20 protein-coding genes are annotated in these 21,206 nt (G+C 43.5%); all 20 read left to right on the top strand.

Annotated features, from left to right (window positions below; genetic code table 11):
- Positions 1–260: 260 nt before the first annotated feature.
- Positions 261–1,751, top strand: a complete 1,491-nt coding sequence (locus ACZ47N_RS08145; protein WP_464886062.1) for a DEAD/DEAH box helicase — start codon at positions 261–263, stop codon at positions 1,749–1,751.
- Positions 1,752–1,883: 132 nt separating this feature from the next.
- Positions 1,884–2,498 (top strand): 3'-5' exonuclease, encoded by a 615-nt coding sequence (locus ACZ47N_RS08150; protein ID WP_464886063.1) that lies wholly within the window; start codon positions 1,884–1,886, stop codon positions 2,496–2,498.
- Between the two features lie 235 nt (positions 2,499–2,733).
- Positions 2,734–4,140, top strand: coding sequence for a sodium-dependent transporter (locus ACZ47N_RS08155; RefSeq protein WP_464886064.1), 1,407 nt, complete (start codon positions 2,734–2,736; stop codon positions 4,138–4,140).
- Positions 4,141–4,301: 161 nt separating this feature from the next.
- The gene (gene kce, locus ACZ47N_RS08160) at positions 4,302–5,114 is read left to right on the top strand and encodes a 3-keto-5-aminohexanoate cleavage enzyme (protein WP_464886065.1); all 813 of its coding nucleotides are present in this window, start codon (positions 4,302–4,304) and stop codon (positions 5,112–5,114) included.
- 17 nt (positions 5,115–5,131) lie between these two features.
- A complete protein-coding gene (fsa, locus tag ACZ47N_RS08165; RefSeq protein WP_464886066.1) occupies positions 5,132–5,776 on the top strand; it encodes a fructose-6-phosphate aldolase in 645 nt (214 codons plus the stop codon).
- A gap of 118 nt (positions 5,777–5,894) precedes the next feature.
- Complete coding sequence (gene glpX, locus ACZ47N_RS08170) at positions 5,895–6,863, top strand: class II fructose-bisphosphatase (protein ID WP_464886067.1); 969 nt, start codon at positions 5,895–5,897, stop codon at positions 6,861–6,863.
- Positions 6,864–6,919: 56 nt separating this feature from the next.
- Complete coding sequence (gene rho, locus ACZ47N_RS08175) at positions 6,920–8,239, top strand: transcription termination factor Rho (protein ID WP_464888422.1); 1,320 nt, start codon at positions 6,920–6,922, stop codon at positions 8,237–8,239.
- Between the two features lie 77 nt (positions 8,240–8,316).
- Complete coding sequence (gene rpmE, locus ACZ47N_RS08180; protein ID WP_464886068.1) at positions 8,317–8,514, top strand: 50S ribosomal protein L31; 198 nt, start codon at positions 8,317–8,319, stop codon at positions 8,512–8,514.
- A gap of 543 nt (positions 8,515–9,057) precedes the next feature.
- On the top strand, positions 9,058–10,407 hold the full coding sequence (locus tag ACZ47N_RS08185; RefSeq protein ID WP_464886069.1) for a dihydrolipoyl dehydrogenase family protein: 1,350 nt from the start codon (positions 9,058–9,060) through the stop codon (positions 10,405–10,407).
- Positions 10,408–10,460: 53 nt separating this feature from the next.
- Positions 10,461–11,339, top strand: coding sequence for a peptide chain release factor N(5)-glutamine methyltransferase (prmC, locus tag ACZ47N_RS08190; protein WP_464886070.1), 879 nt, complete (start codon positions 10,461–10,463; stop codon positions 11,337–11,339).
- Between the two features lie 92 nt (positions 11,340–11,431).
- Positions 11,432–12,502: a peptide chain release factor 1 gene (gene prfA / locus ACZ47N_RS08195; RefSeq protein WP_464886071.1), complete on the top strand. Its 1,071-nt coding sequence runs from the start codon at positions 11,432–11,434 to the stop codon at positions 12,500–12,502.
- A gap of 49 nt (positions 12,503–12,551) precedes the next feature.
- Positions 12,552–13,661 carry an L-threonylcarbamoyladenylate synthase gene (locus tag ACZ47N_RS08200; protein WP_464886072.1) on the top strand — a complete coding sequence of 370 codons (1,110 nt, stop codon included), beginning with the start codon at positions 12,552–12,554 and terminating at the stop codon, positions 13,659–13,661.
- 40 nt (positions 13,662–13,701) lie between these two features.
- Complete coding sequence (locus ACZ47N_RS08205; RefSeq protein ID WP_464886073.1) at positions 13,702–14,178, top strand: low molecular weight protein arginine phosphatase; 477 nt, start codon at positions 13,702–13,704, stop codon at positions 14,176–14,178.
- 2 nt (positions 14,179–14,180) lie between these two features.
- On the top strand, positions 14,181–14,624 hold the full coding sequence (gene rpiB / locus ACZ47N_RS08210; protein WP_464886074.1) for a ribose 5-phosphate isomerase B: 444 nt from the start codon (positions 14,181–14,183) through the stop codon (positions 14,622–14,624).
- 21 nt (positions 14,625–14,645) lie between these two features.
- Positions 14,646–15,275 carry a uracil phosphoribosyltransferase gene (gene upp, locus ACZ47N_RS08215; RefSeq protein ID WP_464886075.1) on the top strand — a complete coding sequence of 210 codons (630 nt, stop codon included), beginning with the start codon at positions 14,646–14,648 and terminating at the stop codon, positions 15,273–15,275.
- Complete coding sequence (locus ACZ47N_RS08220; protein WP_464886076.1) at positions 15,262–15,807, top strand: deoxycytidylate deaminase; 546 nt, start codon at positions 15,262–15,264, stop codon at positions 15,805–15,807. Before upp ends, ACZ47N_RS08220 begins: the two co-directional genes overlap by 14 nt.
- Before the next feature lie 7 nt (positions 15,808–15,814).
- Entirely contained in the window at positions 15,815–16,843 is a 1,029-nt protein-coding gene (locus tag ACZ47N_RS08225) for an MraY family glycosyltransferase (RefSeq protein WP_464886077.1), read from the top strand.
- A 258-nt stretch (positions 16,844–17,101) separates the two neighbouring features.
- Complete coding sequence (locus tag ACZ47N_RS08230; protein WP_464886078.1) at positions 17,102–17,683, top strand: TetR/AcrR family transcriptional regulator; 582 nt, start codon at positions 17,102–17,104, stop codon at positions 17,681–17,683.
- A gap of 62 nt (positions 17,684–17,745) precedes the next feature.
- Entirely contained in the window at positions 17,746–18,405 is a 660-nt protein-coding gene (locus ACZ47N_RS08235; RefSeq protein WP_464888423.1) for an ABC transporter ATP-binding protein, read from the top strand.
- Positions 18,405–20,756 (top strand): ABC transporter permease, encoded by a 2,352-nt coding sequence (locus ACZ47N_RS08240; protein WP_464886079.1) that lies wholly within the window; start codon positions 18,405–18,407, stop codon positions 20,754–20,756. The genes ACZ47N_RS08235 and ACZ47N_RS08240 overlap by 1 nt, the downstream gene beginning before the upstream one ends.
- Positions 20,757–21,206: the final 450 nt, after the last annotated feature.

Below are 21,206 nucleotides of genomic sequence, written 5' to 3' on the forward strand. Positions count from 1 at the left end.
GACCGAAAAAAAGGCAATCCGTTCTGCGGAATTGCCTTTTTTTATGGCGGTTTGAGGTGCAGGGTAGGTGAAGAAATTGGGAATGATGAATTAAGCATGGAGAATGCTTGTATTTTCAAAGAAGAGCATTCTTTGTTCCTAATTCATTATTCCGATGCTGTGTGTGGTTAAGATTGAAACTTTCCCTGTAACAGGAATGCTTGAGACCAGTGAAGGATTATTTTCTAGGAATGAACATTAAAAGGAGATGAATGTTTTAGATGAAATTATTTAAAGAACTAGGTGTAGGAGAAAAAACGTTAAAAGCGTTGGAGAATATGGGATTTGAAGAATCAACACCGATTCAGGAATCAACCATCCCATTATTACTAGAAGGAAAAGATGTTATTGGACAAGCGCAAACAGGTACTGGTAAGACAGCGGCTTTTGGGGTGCCTATGGTAGAAACCATGAACCCAGCGGAAAGTATGGTCCAGGGACTAGTAGTAGCCCCTACCAGAGAATTGGCAGTTCAAGTGGCGGAAGAAATTAATCGAATAGGCCAAATTAAGGGAATTCGAGCATTGCCGATTTATGGTGGACAAGATATAGGTCGACAATTGCGATCTCTGAAAAACAAGCCGCATATTGTGGTGGGGACACCAGGAAGACTCATGGATCATATGCGTCGGAAGACGATTCGATTGGAGAAAATATCCATGGTGGTGTTGGATGAAGCCGATGAAATGCTAAACATGGGCTTTATTGAAGATATTGAAACCATTTTAAAAGAAGTGCCAGCAGAGCGACAAACCTTATTGTTCTCGGCTACTATGCCAAAACCCATACAACGACTTGGCGAAAAATTCATGACAAACCCTGAGTTGATTCGGACCAAAGCCAAGGAAATGACCGTAGATCTAACAGAGCAAAGCTATATTGAAGTGATGGAACGGAAAAAGTTTGATATCCTATGCAATTTATTGGACATTCAATCTCCAGAACTGGGCATTGTTTTTGGAAGAACTAAAAAACGAGTGGATGAAGTTCATGAAGCCCTGCAAAAACGTGGTTATTCTGCAGAAGCGATTCATGGAGATTTAAATCAATCTAAACGAGATCAGGTGATTAGTCGTTTCAAGCAGGGATTGGTAGAGATCTTGGTGGCTACAGATGTGGCGGCTCGTGGCTTGGATATCAGCGGAGTGACCCATGTCTATAACTTTGACGTGCCTCAGGATCCTGAGAGTTACGTTCATCGAGTAGGTCGAACGGGGAGAGCGGGAAAAACGGGAGAAGCCATTACCTTTGTGACTTCTCGTGAAATGGATCATCTGCGAATCATTGAGCAGAGCATCAAAAAGAAAATTCAGCGCAAGTCGGCTCCAACCTTATCGGATGCCTTGGAAGGCCAGCAACGGGCAGCTGTGGACGGATTGTTGAGAATCATTGAAAATCAAGAATACTTGTCTTATCAGGAAGTAGCCAGAGAGATGTTGGAAGAGCATGATTCCACATTAATGGTGGCGGCTGCCTTGAAAATGATTACCAAAGAACCCGTAACCACGCCAGTAAAGATTACGGAGCAGGACCCATTGAGAAAAGGACGTAAATCTAGTGGGGGATACAAAGGGAAAAGTAGTTATGGCAGCGGAAACAAAGGGGGCTACAAGGGAAATAAGCCAGGCGGCAAGAGCCGATGGAATTCCAGCGGTGGTCGTAAGAACGACAAAGCCCGCGGTCAGTCCCAGTCCAAGAGCAAATGGCAATAAAGACCCAAGCCTTCTCAGTTTTGAGAAGGCTTTTTCTTTTCAAAAAAGAGGTCATGAGATACAATGGATACGTAGAAAAAACAAGAAGAACAGAATCTCCTTTTGTTGGGAGAAAAGGAAAAGGAGTCGAAGATGAAACGAATTATATATGATCTGGAGTTTAATACGGCTTTTTCAATTGACAAAAAAACAAAGCAACTGAAAAAAGGAAATGCCCATCCAGCATGTCCTCAGGAAATCATTGAAATAGGGGCGGTAAAAGTAGATGAAAACCTTCAGATAGAAGATCTGTTTCAAGTGATGGTAAAACCATCCTTGTATAGGCGCATGCATCCAAAGGTGAAACAAAAAACGAAAATTACTCGAGAGATGCTGGATACAGGGATTCCTTTTCCTGAGGCCATAAATCTTTTTAGAGAATGGATGGGAAATCAAGAAAAAAGTTTGTGCTCTTGGGGGATAGATGATTACCATGAACTCAAAAGAAACTGTCAATACCACGAAATGGAGTTGACTTGGGCAGATAATCCATGTGATATCCAGAAAATGTGTATGACTTTTTTAAAGACCCCAAAAGGCCAGCAAATAGGGTTGAAAAAAGCAGTGCTTCAATTGGGGGTAGAAACAGATGGACGTTTTCATAGTGCCTTAAATGATGCTATATATACGGCAAAGGTGCTGGAAGCCATGGAACTTCAGAGGAAGTGTCAGAAAGAAGAAAGTCTTGTCCCTATCCTTGGACAATAAAGGGGATAGGGAGGAGGTTATTTGACAAATGATTAACAAATTAACTGGAAATTAAGACGATTTAGAATAGTCCTTGTTTAGAAAGGGTTTCTGTGGTATACTTTATTTAATTTTATTGAATTTTTAACGGAAAAGATATCTCATTTTTCTGACACAGAGTTCTTTGGGGGGTGCTTAGCAAAATAGCGTAACAGTAGAAGGATGGATAAAACGTACATTTTAAAGGAGGTATCTTATGAAACAGAGAGAAAATTGGGGATCGCGTATTGGGTTTATCATGGCAGCGGCAGGTTCGGCTGTTGGGCTTGGTAATATTTGGCGTTTCCCGTACATGACGGGTGAAAATGGTGGCGGTGCATTTATTTTAATTTACTTAGCATTTGTATTTGTAATTGGTCTTAGCGTTATGATTGCTGAATTTGCCATTGGTCGACGAACCGGATTAGCGGCGGTAGGTGCGTATAAGAGTTATAGTGATCGGTGGACCTTTGCCGGTGTGATCGGAGTTGTTTCTGCTTTCTTTATTATGGGTTTTTACCCTGTGGTAGGTGGTTGGTCACTGGCCTATGTGTTTAAATCTTTAACAGGCCTGCTGGGAGATCCTGCAGGTATTGGAGATGTATTTGGTGGGTTTATTACTGGGTCTGTAGAGCCTTTGGTTTGGATGTTGGTCTTCCTTGTGATGAACATTCTGATTGTTGCTAAAGGCATTGCAGGAGGAATCGAAAAAGCAGCTCGTGTTTTGATGCCTGCCCTTATTATTCTGTTAGGTTTAATCACCATCAGAAGCGTTACCTTGCCAGGTGCCAGTGAAGGACTGGAGTTCCTTTTTAAGCCAGACTTTTCCATGGTGACGGGTCAAACCCTACTAGGAGCATTGGGACAGGCTTTCTTCTCTCTTAGTCTTGGTATGGGTTGCATGATTACCTATGGTAGTTATTTGAGTAAAAAAGAAACACTTCCTAATAATGCACTAATTGTAACGGCTTTGGACGTAGGGGTGGCCTTGTTGGCAGGACTTGCTATTTTTCCTGCACTCTTTGCCTTCGGCATGGAACCAACAGCAGGACCAGGACTTGTCTTTGTAGTAGTTCCTTCTATCTTTGCAGAAATGGGTGCCATTGGAACGTTGTTTTCCGCCATTTTCTTTATTGCCTTAACCGTGGCGGCGCTGACGTCTTCAGTGTCCTTGCTGGAAGTTGTAGTAGCCTATCTGATTGATCAGCGGGGAATGGAAAGAAAGAAATCCGTTTATTCAGCAGGCGGGATTATGGTGGTGACAGGGATTCTTTCTTCCTTATCTCTTGGCGTCATGGCTGGATTCACCATTTTAGGAGTGGGAGTCTTTGACTTCTTTGATATCCTGACAGATAAAATTTTCTTGGCCATTGGTGGAATGTTGCTAGCCATCTTCGCTGGATGGGTGGTTAAAAAAGAAGATTTATATAATGAACTAACCAATGAAGGTCAGAAAGAGTTCGGATTGTTTAATATTTGGTATAATCTTATTAAGTTTGTCATTCCAGTAGCCGTTGCTATTGTAGCGGTTATGGGGATTTTAGACATCGAGCAAACTGGGCTAATGTTGTTTGGACTAGGCGTTATTGTCGTATTGGCTATTTTTTCGCCAAAGCTCTCTTAAGAAAAAAGAAAGAAGAAAAGACACAAAAGAAACCCCCTTCTCTTCGGAGGAGGGTTTCTTTTATGTCGATGTTCCTTTTAAATGCAGGGGAATCCTGTTATAATAGAAAAAGCATAGGATACTTAAAGGACTGGAGCTATAAGGGTGAAAGGAGAGATCTTTTGGAAAAACTAATTATTACGGCGGCCTTAACAGGTGCGGAAGTAACCAGAGAAAATCAGCCGGCATTGCCATTGACTCCGGAGGAAATAGCGGCGGAAGCCAAGGCTTGCTATGAAGCAGGAGCCTCTATTGTGCATATTCATGCCAGAGACAAGGACGGGAATCCAACCCAGGACAAGGAGATCTACGGTCAGATCAAAGAAAAAATCGAGTCCTGTTGCGATGTCATCTTTCAACCATCTACGGGAGGGGCTGTGTGGCATAGTCCGGAAGAACGATTACAACCTGTGGAGCTAAATCCAGAAATGGCTAGTTTGACCAGTGGTACCTGTAACTTTGGGTCCGAAGTCTTTATGAATACAGAAAGTATGATGGAGCAATTTGCAACCACCATGCTAGAGAAAAATGTGAAACCTGAAATTGAAATATTCGAGCGTGGATTTATTATTAATGCCCTGAAGATGCTAAAAAAAGGATTGTTAAAGGAACCTATTCACTTTGATTTTGTGCTTGGGGTACCAGGGGCCTGCCCAGCAACACCAGAAGACTTGATCGCAATGAAAAATGCTATTCCTGAGGGTTCTACTTGGACAGTGGCTGGCATTGGACGGCACGAGTTGCCCATGTCCGTAATGGCCATTATTCTGGGAGGTCATGTGCGAGTAGGATTTGAAGATAATGTATTTTATCGAAAAGGGGAACTGGCCACATCAAATGCTCAGTTAGTAGAGCGTGTGGCACGGATCTCTAGAGAGATGGGCAGAGAAGTGGCTACGCCTGAAGAGGCAAGGGTCCTACTGGGAATTAAATAGAATGAGGAGATGATGGAATGAAGCTCTTTATCGATACAGCCAACATGGATGAGATTAGAGAAGTGAATAGTTGGGGGGTTTTGGAAGGGGTGACAACCAACCCATCCCTAATTGCCAAAGAACAAAGAGATTTTAAACAAACAGTTCAGGAAATTGCTGAGTTGGTTGATGGCCCTATTAGTGCAGAAGTAGTCAGCCTAACGGCGGAGGAAATGGTGGAAGAGGCCAAGGATTTAGTTGGGATTCATCCCAACATTGTGATTAAAGTGCCAATGACGGAGGAAGGCTTGAAAGCAACCCGTATTTTTTCTGAACAAGGTATCAGTACCAATGTGACTTTAGTTTTTTCAGCGGCCCAGGCCTTACTGGCAGCGAAAGCAGGAGCGTCTTACGTGAGTCCATTCTTGGGAAGGTTAGACGATGTAGGACATAATGGCATGGCCTTGATTACGGAAATTGTGGATATTTTCGATCGTCACTTAATTGATACGGAAATTATTGCGGCCAGCATTCGTCGCAACACACATGTGACAGAAGCGGCTGTGGCAGGGGCACATATTTCTACTATTCCCTATGCTGTCTTTAAGCAAATGGTCAAGCATCCCTTAACAGATCTAGGGGTTCAACGGTTTCTAAAAGACTGGGAAAATGCGGTGAAATAAAGTAATAAAGTAATAAAGGAATAAAGGAATAGAGCATGGATGATTGTAAACATGAGTATTCCATAGGAATGTTTCATTCATTGCTCTTAAGGTACTAGGATACAGGAGGTGTGACCATATGGATCGAAATCTGGCCTTAGATTTGGTACGAGTAACAGAAACTGCGGCCATTAGAGCGGCTAAGTTTATGGGACGTGGTGATAAGAATGCAGCAGATCAAGCCGGCGTTGATGGAATGCGGCGCATGTTCGACACCGTGGATATCCAAGGTGTGGTAGTGATTGGGGAAGGGGAGATGGATGAAGCCCCGATGCTTTACATCGGTGAAGAAGTAGGAAAAGGGGGTCCCAATGCACCAAAGGTAGATATTGCCGTGGACCCAGTAGAAGGAACAGAAAGTGTAGCCAATGGGATGCCCAATGCCATTGCGGTTATTGCTATGGCGCCTAGAGGTACGATGCTCCATGCCCCAGATATGTATATGGACAAAATTGCCGTGGGTCCCAAAGCCGCCCCCTATATTCATTTGAACGCTCCTGTAGAAGACAATCTAAAGGCAACGGCGGGTGCTTTGGGAAAGAGCATTCAAGACCTGACGGTGGCGATTTTACATCGTGATCGACACGCGGGAATTATTGAGGAGTGTCGTCGTGCGGGAGCTCGCATTAAACTTTTTGAAAATGGCGATGTAGATGCTGCCTTAGCCACCTGTGTAGAAGAAACCGGTGTGGATATGCTGCTGGGCATTGGCGGTGCTCCGGAAGGGGTTATTGCAGCGGCGGCGATCAAGTGTATGGGTGGCAATTTTCAGGGGCAATTGGTTCCTTTTGAAGAAGAAGAAGGGCTTCGTTGTCAAAAGATGGGAATAGATGTGACGAAAATATTAACCCTGGATGATTTGGTGAAGGGGCCTGAAGCTTATTTTGCAGCAACAGGTATTTCTAATGGAGCCCTATTAAAAGGGGTAAACTTTACTGGAAACGGAATGGGAAAAACCCATTCTGTGGTTATGCGATCTGAAAGCGGCACCATCCGTTTTGTTGAAGCTGTGCATAACTTTAATAAAAAGCCGCTATATGCGTTTTAGGAGGTGTCGGCTTGGACCGAAAGGGACTTGAAGACAAGAAGCTCCAGGATTTGCGCATGATCGCAAAAACCATGGGAGTAAAAAACTTAGCTCGTTACCGAAAACAAGAATTGGTGGATATCCTTATGAATATCCACCAGGAAACAACACCGGATAAAGAAACAACACCGGATAAAGCAACAACGCCGGATAAAGAAATAGCGGTGAAAACAGAACAATCTGATTTACCTCAACATCTTTCGGAAGAGATTCCAGATGGGGAAGAGGCGAATCAAGCCCAAGGCATTTTAGAAATCATGCAAGATGGGTACGGATTTTTACGAAGTGACAACTATCTTTCTGGAGATGCAGATATTTACATGTCTCCCTCTCAAATTCGTCGCTTTAACATGAAAACCGGAGATTTGGTGACGGGGGTGACGCGTCCACCCAAATCAGGAGAAAAGTATAAAGCCTTGCTATATGTGCGAAAAATCAATGGATTTGATCCAGACGCCGCCAGAAAACGTCCCTCCTTTGAAGAATTAACTCCCATATATCCCCAAGAAAGGTTAAACCTTGAGATACAAAACCGTGACTTATCTACCCGCCTCATAGACCTTATGGCGCCTGTCGGAAAAGGTCAACGTGGCCTAATTGTTTCTCCCCCCAAAGCAGGTAAAACCATTTTACTTCAAAAAATTGCTAATAGCGTAGCCATCAATAACCCAGAAGTGGATATTATTGTTTTGCTGATAGATGAACGGCCGGAAGAAGTGACAGATATGAAGCGATCCATCAAAGGGGAAGTTATCTACTCTACTTTTGATGAAATGCCAAGCCACCATATTAAAGTGGCAGAAATGGTGCTGGCCAGAGCTCAACGATTGGTGGAACATGGAAAAGACGTATTGGTCTTGTTGGATAGCCTGACTCGTTTAGCTAGAGCCTACAACTTGACGGTGCCAGCCTCTGGCAGAACTCTTTCTGGTGGGTTGGACCCTGCGGCACTGCATCCGCCTAAAAAGTTTTTTGGTGCAGCGCGAAAATTGGAAGAAGCAGGAAGTCTTACTATTATGGCGACAGCCCTTGTGGATACAGGAAGTCGGATGGATGATGTGATCTATGAAGAGTTCAAAGGAACTGGAAATATGGAACTTCATCTGGATCGGAAACTTTCGGAAAAACGAATTTTCCCAGCTGTGGATATTAATCGATCTGGTACAAGAAGAGAAGAATTACTGCTAAGCCAACCAGAGTTAGAGACCATTTGGCGTATTCGAAGAGCCCTTAGCAGTAGCTCTACTCAAGAAGTGACAGAAACTGTTATTAAGCTGATGACAGACAGTCGAAACAATCAGGAATTTATTGACATGGCTGGTAAGAAGCTGTTATAATGGTAGCGTTCTTTTCAAACCAATTCGCCCTGAATTGGCGGGGCTTTCAAAGTACCATTAGGAAAGAGGTGAAAGATATGAAAAAGGGAATTCATCCAGAATACAAAGAAGTAAGTGTGCATTGCGCCTGCGGAAATGATTTTACAACTAGTTCAACCAAAGATGAAATTCGTGTTGAAATTTGTTCAGATTGCCATCCTTTTTACACAGGTAAACAAAAAACCATGGAAAAAGGTGGACGTGTGGAAAAATTCAAAAAGAAATACGGTGTATAAACAACATCGAAGCCGACTGGAACTTTCAGTCGGCTTTTCTTTTATGGATAAGGAAATAGGATGCGTTAAAAAAGGTTAAAAGGTTTTGAGATAGTTTGAAAAAAATTCAAAAAAATGTTTAAGAAAAGCATTGGGTGGTATGATAGTAATACAATAGATTTCGGTAGCTTCCTGCCATTCGCAGAAGACACCTAAAATTGTTCTGATGAATCCATCAGACAACAAAGCGGTATAAAGCCTCGAGACCTAAGTCCGAGTCCAAGGAAAAGCAAGAAATCAGAAAGACCTTTATGGAAGAAGGATTCCAAATATCTGTTGAAAGGCGTTGGTCTATGAAATCAGAGCAGAGTCCACCACCAAAGCATGAAAGAGAATGGCATAGCTACTTCCGAATCTATTATGGATAACGAGCTTCTCACTTAAAAAGTGCAGAGGCTCGTTTGATTTTTTGTGGTATAATTTTACAAAGCGATAAAAGCAGTAAAACCTAGGAGTTATTTCCTAACATAAAGGAATAAAAAAGAATCCATAGGAGGGAAAAGGATGATCGAAATAAAAGCAGATGTGATTATTTTGGGTGGTGGTACTGCAGGTTATGCCTGTGCCTTAGAGTGTGCCAACCATGGATTAAATACGGTGATGGTGGAAAAGGATGGAGCACTTGGAGGAACTGGTCTTCGGACCGGATGTCTGCCGGTGAAATTCCTGTTGGATCAAGTGAAAACATGGATTAAAGCAGAAAGAGCTGGAATGAAAAGGGATTTTCATGGCCATGAACTGTTTGGAGAATGCAGAAAATACATAGAAGAAAACAGCAAGCGAATGGAAAAAGAGTTGAAAGCCAAAGGGGTTCAATGTTTTTTTGGAGAAGGACATTTTGTAGATGAATACACCTATGTATTGGAACAGAAGGAAGGGGAAAAGCGTCTTGTAGCGGATAAAATCGTTGTGGCTACAGGGACACGTCCAGGACACCCTGATGCCTTGAAACCAGATGGAGATAAGATGATTACCCATAGGGAAGTGGCTGCCATGGAAAAAGTCCCAGAAACTCTATTGGTCCTTGGTGGCGAGGTGGAAGGGTTAGAATATGCTTCGTTATTTTCAGAACTTGGCAGTCGTGTCACGGTATTGGAAATGATGCCAGGATTTTTAGCGGGGATGGATAAAGATTTGAGGGACCCTTTGCTCTGTCGGCTGAAGAAGAATGGGGTGCATCTCCGGAGTGGATGTCGGGTGGTGAGGGCGGATATCCAGGAGGATGTTGTGGTTATTGGCACCGACACCGGGGAAGAATTTAGAGGAGAAAAAGCCCTGGTGGCTATGTCTCGGAAAGCCAATTTTCCTAAGGGTATAGAAGGCCTTTCTTTGGAAATAGAGGAGGAGCGGTTAAGGGTCAACAACAATTGTCAGACCTCCGTCAGGAGTATTTATGCCATTGGCGATATCAATGGGAGAATGGAAATGGCCCATACGGCTTGGCAGCAAGGCGTGTTCTTGGGGCGACATTTGGCTAGGGGAACGGAAATTCCCTGGGAATACGACGCCCTGCCTCGAGCTATGTTTACCATACCGGAAAATGCAGGTGCTGGAAAACAAGAAATAGACTTGAAATCAGAAGGAATTCCCTACCGAAAAGCCATGGTGCTTTGGAAGGATACCTGGCGAGGGGCCGTTCAGCCATGGGTAGAAGGGCATGTTAAAGTATTGGTAGGAGAAGACCATCGGTTGCTTGGAGTCTGGATGACGGGTCTGGATATTGGGGAGCAGGTAGGATTTTTGGGAATGATCATTCAACAAAAAATGAAGATTCAGGACTTGGAAAAGCATTTGGTCATCCATCCAACCTTGTCAGAAGGAATCTTACAGGCAATTCATAAGAGTGGGCTTTAATAGATCCCCTCTCCCTAGACAGGAGAGGGTTAGGGAGCGAGGTGCATTAAAAAGTGACACGGAATCAATGGATTCAATGGGCCACCAAACAATTGGCGGCATCGGCCATAGAAACTCCAAGACTAGACGCAGAGATTTTATTAGCCTACATCCTTGAGATACAAGCCATACAACTTCATATGTATCCAGAAAAACCAGTGGAACTGGAAGAGGGAGAAAGATATAAACAACTAATCGACAGGCGTCAGCAACATTGTCCTGTCGCCTACTTGACGGAAGAAAAAGAATTTATGGGTTTACCCTTTGGAGTTTCTCCGGCGGTGTTAATTCCCAGACCAGACACAGAAACCTTAGTGGAATTCCTGCTTCGGTGGGTGGAGGAATGGCGAAAAGGGGAGAAGCTTCTGATGGCGGACATTGGAACAGGCAGCGGGGCTATTGCTGTGAGTCTTGCTTATTATGCCCCTGAAATCCAGGTGTTGGCCACGGATATATCGGCAAAAGCATTGGAAATAGCAAGGAATAATGCACAGCGAAATAATGTATCTCACCGAATCACTTTTTTGGAGGGAGATTTACTGGAGCCCATCGCTCATAAAATAGCAGGGTTGGATGCGTTGATTTCCAATCCGCCTTATATAACGGAACAAGAAATGAAAAGCCTACCAGTGTCGGTTAGAGAGTACGAACCTAAGATGGCATTGGAGGGAGGGGAAGACGGATTAGATCCTTATCGAAGGATTTTGCAAAAGGGGATACCTCTGTTGAAACCTGGGGCGTTGGTAGCTTTTGAAATGGGATGGCAGCAGGGCGAGGCTCTAAAAACCCTGATGGAAGCCTCTGGATTGGTGGGGCTCCGTATTCTACAAGATTTGGCTGGATTAAATCGGGTGGTCATAGGCTTCAAAAAGAACTGGAAATCTGAAGATTGATTTGATATAATGACTCGATGGGTAATACGCTGTGTCTCAATAGGAAATAGGGATTCCGTAATGAACGGATTGAAGGAAAAGGTGATGAAAAAATGTTAGATAAGCTCTCGTTCATGGAAGATAAGTACGAAGATTTAGGGAAGAAATTAAGTGATCCAGAAGTCATCAATCAGCAGGATTTATGGAGAAAGCTAATAAAAGAACATGCAGAATTAGAAGAGATCGTGATGGTTTCTAGGGAATATAAGGAAGTGCTTCAGGGCTTGGAAGAAACCAAGTCGATTCTTTATGATAAAAGCAGCGATGAGGAACTGAAAGAAATGGCTCGTGGAGAATTAGACGAGCTAGAAGAAAAAGAAGCTACCCTGCGGGAAGCAATAAGGGTAATGCTATTGCCTAAAGATCCCAATGACGATAAAAATGTAATTGTAGAAGTTCGTGCTGGAACAGGTGGCGATGAAGCGGCTATTTTTGCAGCGGATCTTTTCCGGATGTATTGCCGATTTGCAGAAGATCAAGGCTGGAAGGTGGAAATGGTTAGTGCCAGTGAAAGCGGCGTAAATGGATACAAGGAAGTTGTTTTTATGATCAAAGGAAAAGGAGCTTATTCCTTGATGAAATTTGAAAGCGGCACACATCGAGTACAGCGGATACCAGCAACCGAGTCTAGCGGGCGAATTCATACATCGGCGGCGACTGTGGCCGTACTACCAGAAGTAGATGATGTGGAATTTGATCTTAGTCCCAATGATGTAAGGGTAGATGTTTTTCGGGCTTCGGGCCATGGTGGACAAAGTGTTAATACAACGGATTCTGCCGTTCGAGTGACACATTTGGAGACTGGTGTGACAGCCAGTTGTCAAGATGGAAAGTCTCAGCTGAAAAACAAAGAGAAAGCCATGAAAATATTGAAAGCTCGTCTTTACGATAAAGTGGCCCAGGAACAGGAACAGTCCATTGCGGAAAATCGGCGTAGTCAGGTGGGTTCTGGAGATCGAAGCGAACGTATTCGTACCTACAACTATCCCCAAGGCCGTGTGACGGATCATCGCATTAATATGACCCTTTATCAGTTGGATTCTTTTATGCAGGGAGATATTACTCAAATGATCCATGCCTTAATCACAGAAGATCAAGCGGAACAAATGAAAGAAATGGCGTAAAGGAGCGGATTCAAATCTCTGCTCTTTTTTGCTGCCCCAAGGAGAAAAAATGAAAAATACACTCATTGCATCCCTAGATAAGGATGCCTTTCAAGAAGAAACATTAAAACCCTTTGCGAAGATGCTAAAACAAGGAAAAACCGTAGCCTTCCCAACAGAAACCGTATACGGATTAGGGGCGAATGCCCTGGACCCTCAAGGAGTGAAGGCTATTTTCAAAGCAAAGGGACGCCCTTCAGACAACCCTCTCATTGTTCATGTGGCCTATGAGAAAGATCTGGAATCACTGGTGGAGGAAATAACCCCCCTAGCTGCAAAATTAGCCAAGGCTTTTTGGCCAGGACCTTTGACGATGATTCTCAAAAAAAAGTCCGTGATCCCCGCCTCTGTGACGGCAGGTTTGGATACGGTGGCGGTTCGAATTCCATCCCATCCCATAGCCCGGCGTCTTATTGCCTTGGCAGGGGTGCCGGTGGCGGCGCCTAGTGCCAATTTATCAGGGAAACCAAGCCCTACCCGGGGGAGTCATGTGATCAAAGATTTGGATGGTCGAGTGGATGGCATCATAGACGGCGGCATGGCCATGGTGGGTTTGGAGTCTACTGTGGTGGATGCTACGGGAGAGCATCCGGTGATCCTGAGACCAGGTGGAATCACCCAAGAACAAGTGTGGGCAGCGGTGAATTTGCCAGAAAAAAAGCAAAGGACCATATCCAAGACGATCCTAGAAAGCGCCCAAACAACAGCCCCCCTTTCCCCAGGGATGAAGTATGCTCACTATGCACCAGAGGCTCCGGTATTGCTTGTGGAATCGTCTGAAGAGGGTATAGAGGAAGTTATCAAAGGTCGAGCCAAGCTGTTTCAGGCAGATGGAAAACGCGTAGGCATCCTCTGCACAGAAGAGACCCTAAGAAAAGCATGGCCTTTGTTGTGGAAAGATGGAGACCCTGAGATACAGCGAGTAACGCCTGAAGGCATTCGAATTGTATTGATGGGTAGTCGGGAAAAACCAGAAACCATGGCAGCAAGATTGTTCGATGCACTTCGATCCTTTGATGATACGGATGCAACGGTGATTCTAGCAGAGGCAATCTCGGAAAAATCTCTGGGACATGCCATTATGAATCGTTTGCTAAAAGCATCTGGATCCCAAGGGTAGGTGGGGAGAGCGGGATGATTTTCAGGAAGGAGGGGATAGGATGAAACGAATACTCTTTATCTGTACTGGGAATACGTGTAGAAGCCCTATGGCGGAAGCGTTGACTAATCATTATATTCAACAAAACCATCAACTGAAGGACAAAATAAAAGCCAGTTCAGCCGGTATTTTTGCTTCTGAAAGTGATAGGGCAGCTTATGCATCCCTTCAAGTTATGAAGAAAAAAGGCATTGATTTAATGGGTCATAAAAGCCGTCGGCTGACTTCTAAGGATCTTGCAAAAGCCGATGTGGTATTGGGTATGACAGGAAACCATAAAGAATCCGTATTGCTGATGGAACCTCGGATGGAAGGAAAAGTCTTTACGCTACCGGAGTATTTAGGTTTGGAAAATGAAAAAGATATTCCGGATCCTTTTGGCCAAGGCCAAGAAATATATCAGAAAACGGCAAAGGAATTAGAAGGATTCATTCTTCAGATGATAGAAAAATGGAAAGAGGAAACAGAGGAGGCATAAGGATGAAAATTGCCATTGGAAGCGATCACGGAGGCTATGCTTTAAAAAAGTTAATTTGCGAAAACTTGGCGAAAAAAGAAATAATGGTGACAGACTTTGGAACAAAAGACGAGACTTCCACGGATTATCCAGATTACGCAAAGCAAGTTTCCGAAGCTGTGGCGGCCAAGGAATATGATTTAGGTATTTTAGTTTGCGGCACAGGCATTGGAATGAGCATTGCAGCCAATAAAGTGAAAGGCATTCGTTGTGCGTTGGTGTCGGATTGTTTTTCTGCCAGAGCTACTAGACAGCATAATAATAGCAATATCCTAGCCTTGGGCGGTCGTGTTTTGGGACCGGAACTGGCGTTGGAAATTGTTGATATTTGGTTGGGAACAGAATTTGAGGCTGGACGACATCAGCGAAGAATTGATAAAATAACCGAGATGGAAAACAGGGATTAGGAAGAATGAGGAGGAAGGGATATGGGGAAAGTAGCAGTGATGGATCATCCGTTAATACAACACAAATTAACAATGCTTCGAGACAAAAACACAGGATCTAAAGATTTTCGGGACTTAACCAAAGAAATAACCATGTTGATGGCTTATGAAATGACACGAAGCCTTAATTTGGTGGAAGTAGAAATTGAAACGCCTATGTGTAAAACAAAAGCAAAAGCCTTATCGGGAAAAAAACTTGGGATTATTCCCATTCTTCGTGCTGGTCTTGGCATGGTAGATGGGGTACTACAATTGGTGCCAGCTGCCAAAGTAGGCCATATTGGCCTATATCGAGATCCGGAAACGCTTCAGCCAGTAGAATACTATTGCAAGCTTCCTTCGGACGTGGAAGAAAGAGAATTGTTTTTACTAGATCCCATGTTGGCAACCGGAGGATCTGCTAATGCAGCGATTCAGTTTATCAAAGATCGAGGGGGTGTCAATATACGGTTAGTGTCTCTCATTGCAGCACCAGAAGGTGTAAAAACCGTTCAAGAGGCCCATCCGGATGTGGACATTTATATTGCTGGAATGGACGAAAAGCTCAATGAAAAAGCCTATGTGGTACCAGGCTTAGGAGACGCAGGGGATCGGCTTTTTGGAACTAAATAGATCAAAACCGACGGAAGACCCTAAAGAGTTAAAAGACCCTTCGCCCATGGCGGGAGAGGGAAGGGGGGATTGCATGAGACCAGATTGGGACAGTTACTTTATGGAAATGGCAATGGTGGCAAAAAAGCGATCTACCTGTCTTCGGAGACAAGTGGGGGCGGTTTTGGTGAAGAATCATCAGATTTTAACCAGTGGCTACAATGGAGCGCCGGCAGGTCTTTCCCACTGTCATGAGACCGGATGTCTTCGTCAAGAAAGAAATATTCCCTCTGGAGAAAGACACGAAATTTGTCGAGGCCTTCATGCAGAACAAAATGCCATTATACAGGCAGCCCAGTATGGAGTCTCCGTCAGAGAAAGTACTATGTATATCACCCACCATCCTTGTGTGATTTGTGCTAAAATGATGATTAACGCTGGAGTGAAAGCCGTGGTATTTAGTGGTGATTATCCGGATGAATTATCAAAAAAAATGTTAGAAGATGCTGGGATTAAGATGAAATGGTGGAATCCGGCAGATTCTTGGGAGTGAATAAAGCGTGATTCAGCGAATGATACTGGCTCTGATTGTATCTGGAGCAATTTCTTATTTAACAACCCCTAGAGCCCTAAAGATTTCCCACAAGTTGGGGGCCATCGATATCCCAAAAGACAATCGGCGCGTTCATAAAGACCCCATTCCAAGATTGGGTGGTTTAGCTATTTATGCAGGCTTTACCCTTAGTTCTTTATTGCTATTGAATTTGGATCGAGAATTAGCCGCACTTTTGGTGGGAGCCACCTTAATGATGGTTCTAGGTGTCATTGATGATTCTCGAAGCCTTTCCGCCAAGGTGAAACTGGCAGGACAAATTTTGGCGGCGATGATTGTGATTTATAGCGGCATACGCATTGAGTTTATCACTAACTTTCTTTCGCCAGCTAAGAATATTTTAGCACTGGGTTGGTTAAGCGTTCCTATCACTTTATTCTGGATTGTTGGCATTACCAATACCGTTAATCTCATCGATGGATTAGACGGCTTGGCGGCAGGGGTTGCTACCATTGCCTCCTTATCCTTGGCAGCAGTAGCTTACTTAAACGGAATGCCGGAAGTGACCATGATGTTATTGATCCTAGCTGGGTCTTCTATGGGTTTTCTACCCTATAACAGTCATCCAGCTCGGATTTTTATGGGAGATACCGGGTCTCTCTTTATAGGTTTTGTACTGGCGGTAATTTCCATTGAAGGCGTTCTAAAAAGTGCTACTACCATTGCCGTAGCCATTCCAGTGATGGCTCTTGGAGTGCCTATTGTGGATACTACGTGTGCCATAATACGTCGATTGTTAAACAAACGACCTATTATGGAAGCGGATAAAGGCCATCTACATCATCGATTGTTAGAGCAGGGATATTCCCATCGTCAAACCGTATGGATCCTCTATGGGATGAGCCTATTTCTTGGTCTGGGAGCCATCTTTATTTCTGATGCGGACAGGATTCCTTCCATCATTGTATTATTCATGGTGGTGGCGGTGGTAATGACTGCTTTGGTTCGAATAGGCCTTTTGAGGAAAACATCCTAAACAAGTTATTGGGAGACCCTAAAATAAAATAGTCTAAGAGAATGTCCATAGATGAAAAACCCCTGAAGCAAAGTGCTTCAGGGGTTTTTCTGTCAATAGCGTCTTTCGTATGTTTTTTCTTGACAGAAGAGAGGGATTCATAGATAATTAAAATGGACTATAAAAGTAAAAAAGTAAAAAGATGAAATAGTATAAAATCTTAGGCGAAAACCACTACTAAGGGGAAAAAGAGAAAAAGGAAGAATGGAGGGTATATTGATGGCAACTCAGGCAGAGATTAAATACCAACGGCTAATGGAGCAGGCGGAAACCCTGTTTGTTACCCAAGGATTTAAAAATGTCACCATGGAAGCAATAGCCGCTGCAGCTGGAATAAGTAAAATGACCATTTATAATCACTTTGATTCCAAGGAGGATTTGGTAGAAAAGATTATGGTGGATATGATTGGTCGCTTTAATCAGGAAGTAGACATGTTGTTAAATAACGCCAAGGATACCTTTGAGAAATTGGAGATCTATTTTGCCGAAGGGCAGCGAATTTCTGAGGATTTCTCAGCAGCTCTCTATAAAGATTTGTACGAATCGCCATACTTGCTGGAACGCATTGGGTCATTTAAGAAAGAAACAACCTTAAAAACCTTGTGGAATATTTTGGAAGAAGGAGCAAAGAAAGGAGAAATACGAAAGGTAGACCAAGGGTTTATGGTGATGCTGTTGGATATTATCAGCGCTGGGATGGTCCAATCGATGCATCAGTATGAGGAGGAAACAATGCTCCACTTTAATCACCAACTAACAGAGTTTATTAAGCGGGGATTGATGTCGACGGAAGGAAGGTGAAAGGATTGGGAGAAACAGCAGATGTCTTAATAAGGGCAGAGAACCTTAGTAAGGTTTACGATATGGGAGAAGTGGAAGTACAGGCGCTAAAACAGACTAGCTTTGAAATTTTAAAAGGTGAATTTGTGGTGATTCTGGGTCCTAGTGGTTCTGGAAAAAGTACATTGCTCAATATTTTAGGGGGGATGGATAGTCCTTCCTCAGGTAAAATTTTAGTCCAAGGACAGGATATCACCAGCTTTAGGGATAGACAGTTAACCCAATATCGAAGAAACAAGGTGGGATTTGTGTTTCAGTTTTACAATTTAATGGCGAATTTAACCGCTAGAGAAAATGTTGAATTGGCAACAGAAATCTGTGACACATCCCTGGATTTGGATGAAGTCATGGAAAAAGTTGGGCTGGCAGAAAGAACCAGTCACTTTCCTTCTCAACTTAGCGGAGGAGAACAACAGCGGGTGGCCATTGCCAGAGCCGTGGCGAAAAATCCATTGTTGTTGCTTTGTGATGAACCGACAGGAGCCTTAGACTTTGAAACAGGTGTTAGAATCTTAAAATTGCTAAAAGAAGTGAATCGAAGCTATGAGAAAACCGTAGTGATTATTACCCATAATATGCCAGTGGGCGCAATGGGGGATCGTGTCCTACGGATGCGAAGTGGAGAAATCACAGATAGGACCATCAATAAAAATCCGATAGATCCTGAAAGGATTGAATGGTAATGAGTCCTCTAACACGTCGATTGTTTCGAATGATGGTGAGTATGAAAGGTCAGGTTATTTCCATTGTGGTGGTCATAGCTCTGGCACTAATGTCCTTGATCTCCACTCATATGACAGCGGTGAATTTGGAAAACTCCATGAATCGCTATTATGAGGAAACCAATCTGGCGGATGTTCAAGTGGAGGTAATCCGTATTCCGTCTTCTGCCATTTATGAGGTGGAGAGATGGCCGGAGATTGATAGGGCACAAGGAAGGATTACGAAGGAAGTGCCTTTGGTGGTGGAGGATCCAAAGGAGCGAGTGCGGGTGAAGCTGGTTTCTGTGCCAGACAAAGATAGAAGCCTCAATGCCTTGTATCCCATTGCTGGTAGCATGGTGCGACGAGAAACCAACTACGTCACTGTATTAGAACAGTTTGCCGTTGGAAGGTCAATTGAAATAGGGGATCGAATGACACCGTATATCAATGGACGGGAAGTCCCCTTAGAAGTCTTAGGGATCGCTGGACAGCCAGAGTTTGTTTACTTAATGGAGGACGAACAAAATTTACTTCCAGATCCCACTGGGTATGGGGTTTTGTTTGTTTCGGAAGAACTGCTGGCTGGATTAACTGGTTATAGGGACAGCTATAATGAGGTCTTGATTACGCTAAAACCAGGGGTAGATCCAAAAGTAATGGCAGATCGGCTGGAGGATGAATGGGATCGATACGGCCTTCGTAGAGTCCTCCAACAAGAAGATATGTTGAGTTACAGCATGATGGAAGAAGAACTCAATCAAGTTCGAGGGATGTCTAGGGTATTGCCAATTCTATTTATGTCTGTCGCTGCATTGATCATCTATATTGTTTTATCAAGAACCGTGAAAAACGATCGAATGGGAATTGGTATTCTTAAAGCTTTAGGATATTCTCATATACAAATATTGATGCACTACGTCCAGTTCTCTCTTTTATTAGGGCTGGCTGGAGGGGTTTTGGGAATTATCAGTGGGACTTGGGTTTCGGCAATTTTTATTGGGCTCTATATTCAATTTATGAATATTCCAGTCCTGGAAATGCGAATATTACCAGAATCCTATGTCATGGCCTTGGCGGCGACTATGGGTTTTTGTACTGTAGCAGGAGTGGTAGGAGCAAGAAAAACCTTGAAAATTCATCCTGCGGATTCCATGAGGCCAGAGCCACCGGTGGATGGACACCGGCTTTGGATAGAAAGAGTAGCTTTTGTGTGGAATCGGATTGCCTTTAGCTGGAAAATGGTTCTACGAAACTTATTTCGGAATAAACGGCGATATATCACCTTGGCCTTGGGAATTACCCTGACCTTTGGGGTGACCATGGTGGCCATTAATATGGGTGGCGTATGGCAAACCTTGTTTGAACAGCAATATGGGCAAATCTATGCCATGGATTATAACGTAGATTTTGATGGGATGAAGAGTTATGGTGCTTTGAGAGAAATACAGCAGATGGCCAAAGTGGATAAGATAGAACCACGGCTTGAAATGCCCGTAGAAATACGTCACCACCGAGAACGAAAGTCCCTTAGCATTATTGGAGTTCCTAGAGAAAGTCAGATGTATCATTTAGAGAGCCAACCTGGGGAAGCTTTGGAAATGAAAGACGGCCTGCTCTATATCACAGAAGGCTTGAAAAAGACCATGAACATTCAACAAGGCCATCAGGTATTAGTGCGGAATTTTTTGCCGGAACGAGATGATTTTTGGATTGAAGTAGGGGAGCCTGTTCTGCAATATCTTGGGTTTAATGGCTATATGACCCTCAAGACCATGGAAGAACAGATCGCATTGCCACATCATATCACAGGCGTATCCTTAACATCAGAAGAGGATATAGCAGCTACTCTGGAAAAGGCTGATTTGGTTCGGCAGGTTCAGTCTGTGGGTCAGATGAAGGAAATGTTTGAAGAATTCTCTGAGATGATTGTTGTGACCATAGGGATTCTGGTGATCCTAGGCGGTATTATTGGTTTTGCCATTGTTTATAATATTACCTTGATCAGCATCAATGAACGGATAATGGAGTTTTCCTCTTTACGAGTATTGGGCTTTCACCGTCGTGAGATTTTCCGAATGATAAGCCGTGAAAACGCACTGGTGACCAGTCTAGGCATTCTACTAGGAATTCCTTTTGGCAGAATACTGGTGAAAGCCATGATGGAAAGCATGGCCACAGAGGTTTATTATATGCCAGTGGAAGTAGGGGGAGGAGTGATCATACAAACCGTAATAGCGGTGGTCTTTTTTGTGGTCATAGCCCAATTGGCTACTTTTGTAAAAATAAGAAACGTGAGTTTTATAGAAGCCTTGAAAAACAGAGTAACTTGACATTCTCCCCACCACTAAAGTAGGGGGATTCTTGAGTGATGAAACACCAGTCTATTTCTAGTAGGTGAGTATGACCTCAAGCTTGGGGGATGCCATTGCCCTCCTAGAACAGTACCTATAATACCCTAGGCTGATAGACTGTTACCACCTATCACAGTCTGTTTATTGACGGCTGACTAACGTCTAGCATTGAATATTTTACGTTGAGAATGGCTACTCCCAACAACCACCTATATTCAGCTTTAGCGTTTTAGAGTCTTATGCTTGACTATGAGAGCAATATAGGGTTTTCAAAACTAATGATCAAGACCTTGCCTTATATCCCCATTGTTAAAACTAGGGGCTTTAGGGCAAAACTGGTAATAGAAGTAGAAAGTAGAAAGTGGAAAGTGGAAAGTGGAAAGTGGAAAATGGAAACGTGCAAGGTGATGGGGTTGTCGGTTTGGTGGC

The sequence above is a fragment of the Tindallia texcoconensis genome (assembly GCF_055383815.1).

Coding starts and splice junctions, on each gene's coding strand:
- ACZ47N_RS08145 (WP_464886062.1), top strand. CDS start 261: ATGAAATTATTTAAAGAACTAGGTGTAGGAGAAAAAACGTTAAAAGCG.
- ACZ47N_RS08150 (WP_464886063.1), top strand. CDS start 1,884: ATGAAACGAATTATATATGATCTGGAGTTTAATACGGCTTTTTCAATT.
- ACZ47N_RS08155 (WP_464886064.1), top strand. CDS start 2,734: ATGAAACAGAGAGAAAATTGGGGATCGCGTATTGGGTTTATCATGGCA.
- fsa (WP_464886066.1), top strand. CDS start 5,132: ATGAAGCTCTTTATCGATACAGCCAACATGGATGAGATTAGAGAAGTG.
- glpX (WP_464886067.1), top strand. CDS start 5,895: ATGGATCGAAATCTGGCCTTAGATTTGGTACGAGTAACAGAAACTGCG.
- rho (WP_464888422.1), top strand. CDS start 6,920: ATGATCGCAAAAACCATGGGAGTAAAAAACTTAGCTCGTTACCGAAAA.
- rpmE (WP_464886068.1), top strand. CDS start 8,317: ATGAAAAAGGGAATTCATCCAGAATACAAAGAAGTAAGTGTGCATTGC.
- ACZ47N_RS08185 (WP_464886069.1), top strand. CDS start 9,058: ATGATCGAAATAAAAGCAGATGTGATTATTTTGGGTGGTGGTACTGCA.
- prfA (WP_464886071.1), top strand. CDS start 11,432: ATGTTAGATAAGCTCTCGTTCATGGAAGATAAGTACGAAGATTTAGGG.
- ACZ47N_RS08200 (WP_464886072.1), top strand. CDS start 12,552: ATGAAAAATACACTCATTGCATCCCTAGATAAGGATGCCTTTCAAGAA.
- ACZ47N_RS08205 (WP_464886073.1), top strand. CDS start 13,702: ATGAAACGAATACTCTTTATCTGTACTGGGAATACGTGTAGAAGCCCT.
- rpiB (WP_464886074.1), top strand. CDS start 14,181: ATGAAAATTGCCATTGGAAGCGATCACGGAGGCTATGCTTTAAAAAAG.
- upp (WP_464886075.1), top strand. CDS start 14,646: ATGGGGAAAGTAGCAGTGATGGATCATCCGTTAATACAACACAAATTA.
- ACZ47N_RS08230 (WP_464886078.1), top strand. CDS start 17,102: ATGGCAACTCAGGCAGAGATTAAATACCAACGGCTAATGGAGCAGGCG.
- ACZ47N_RS08235 (WP_464888423.1), top strand. CDS start 17,746: ATGGGAGAAGTGGAAGTACAGGCGCTAAAACAGACTAGCTTTGAAATT.
- ACZ47N_RS08240 (WP_464886079.1), top strand. CDS start 18,405: ATGAGTCCTCTAACACGTCGATTGTTTCGAATGATGGTGAGTATGAAA.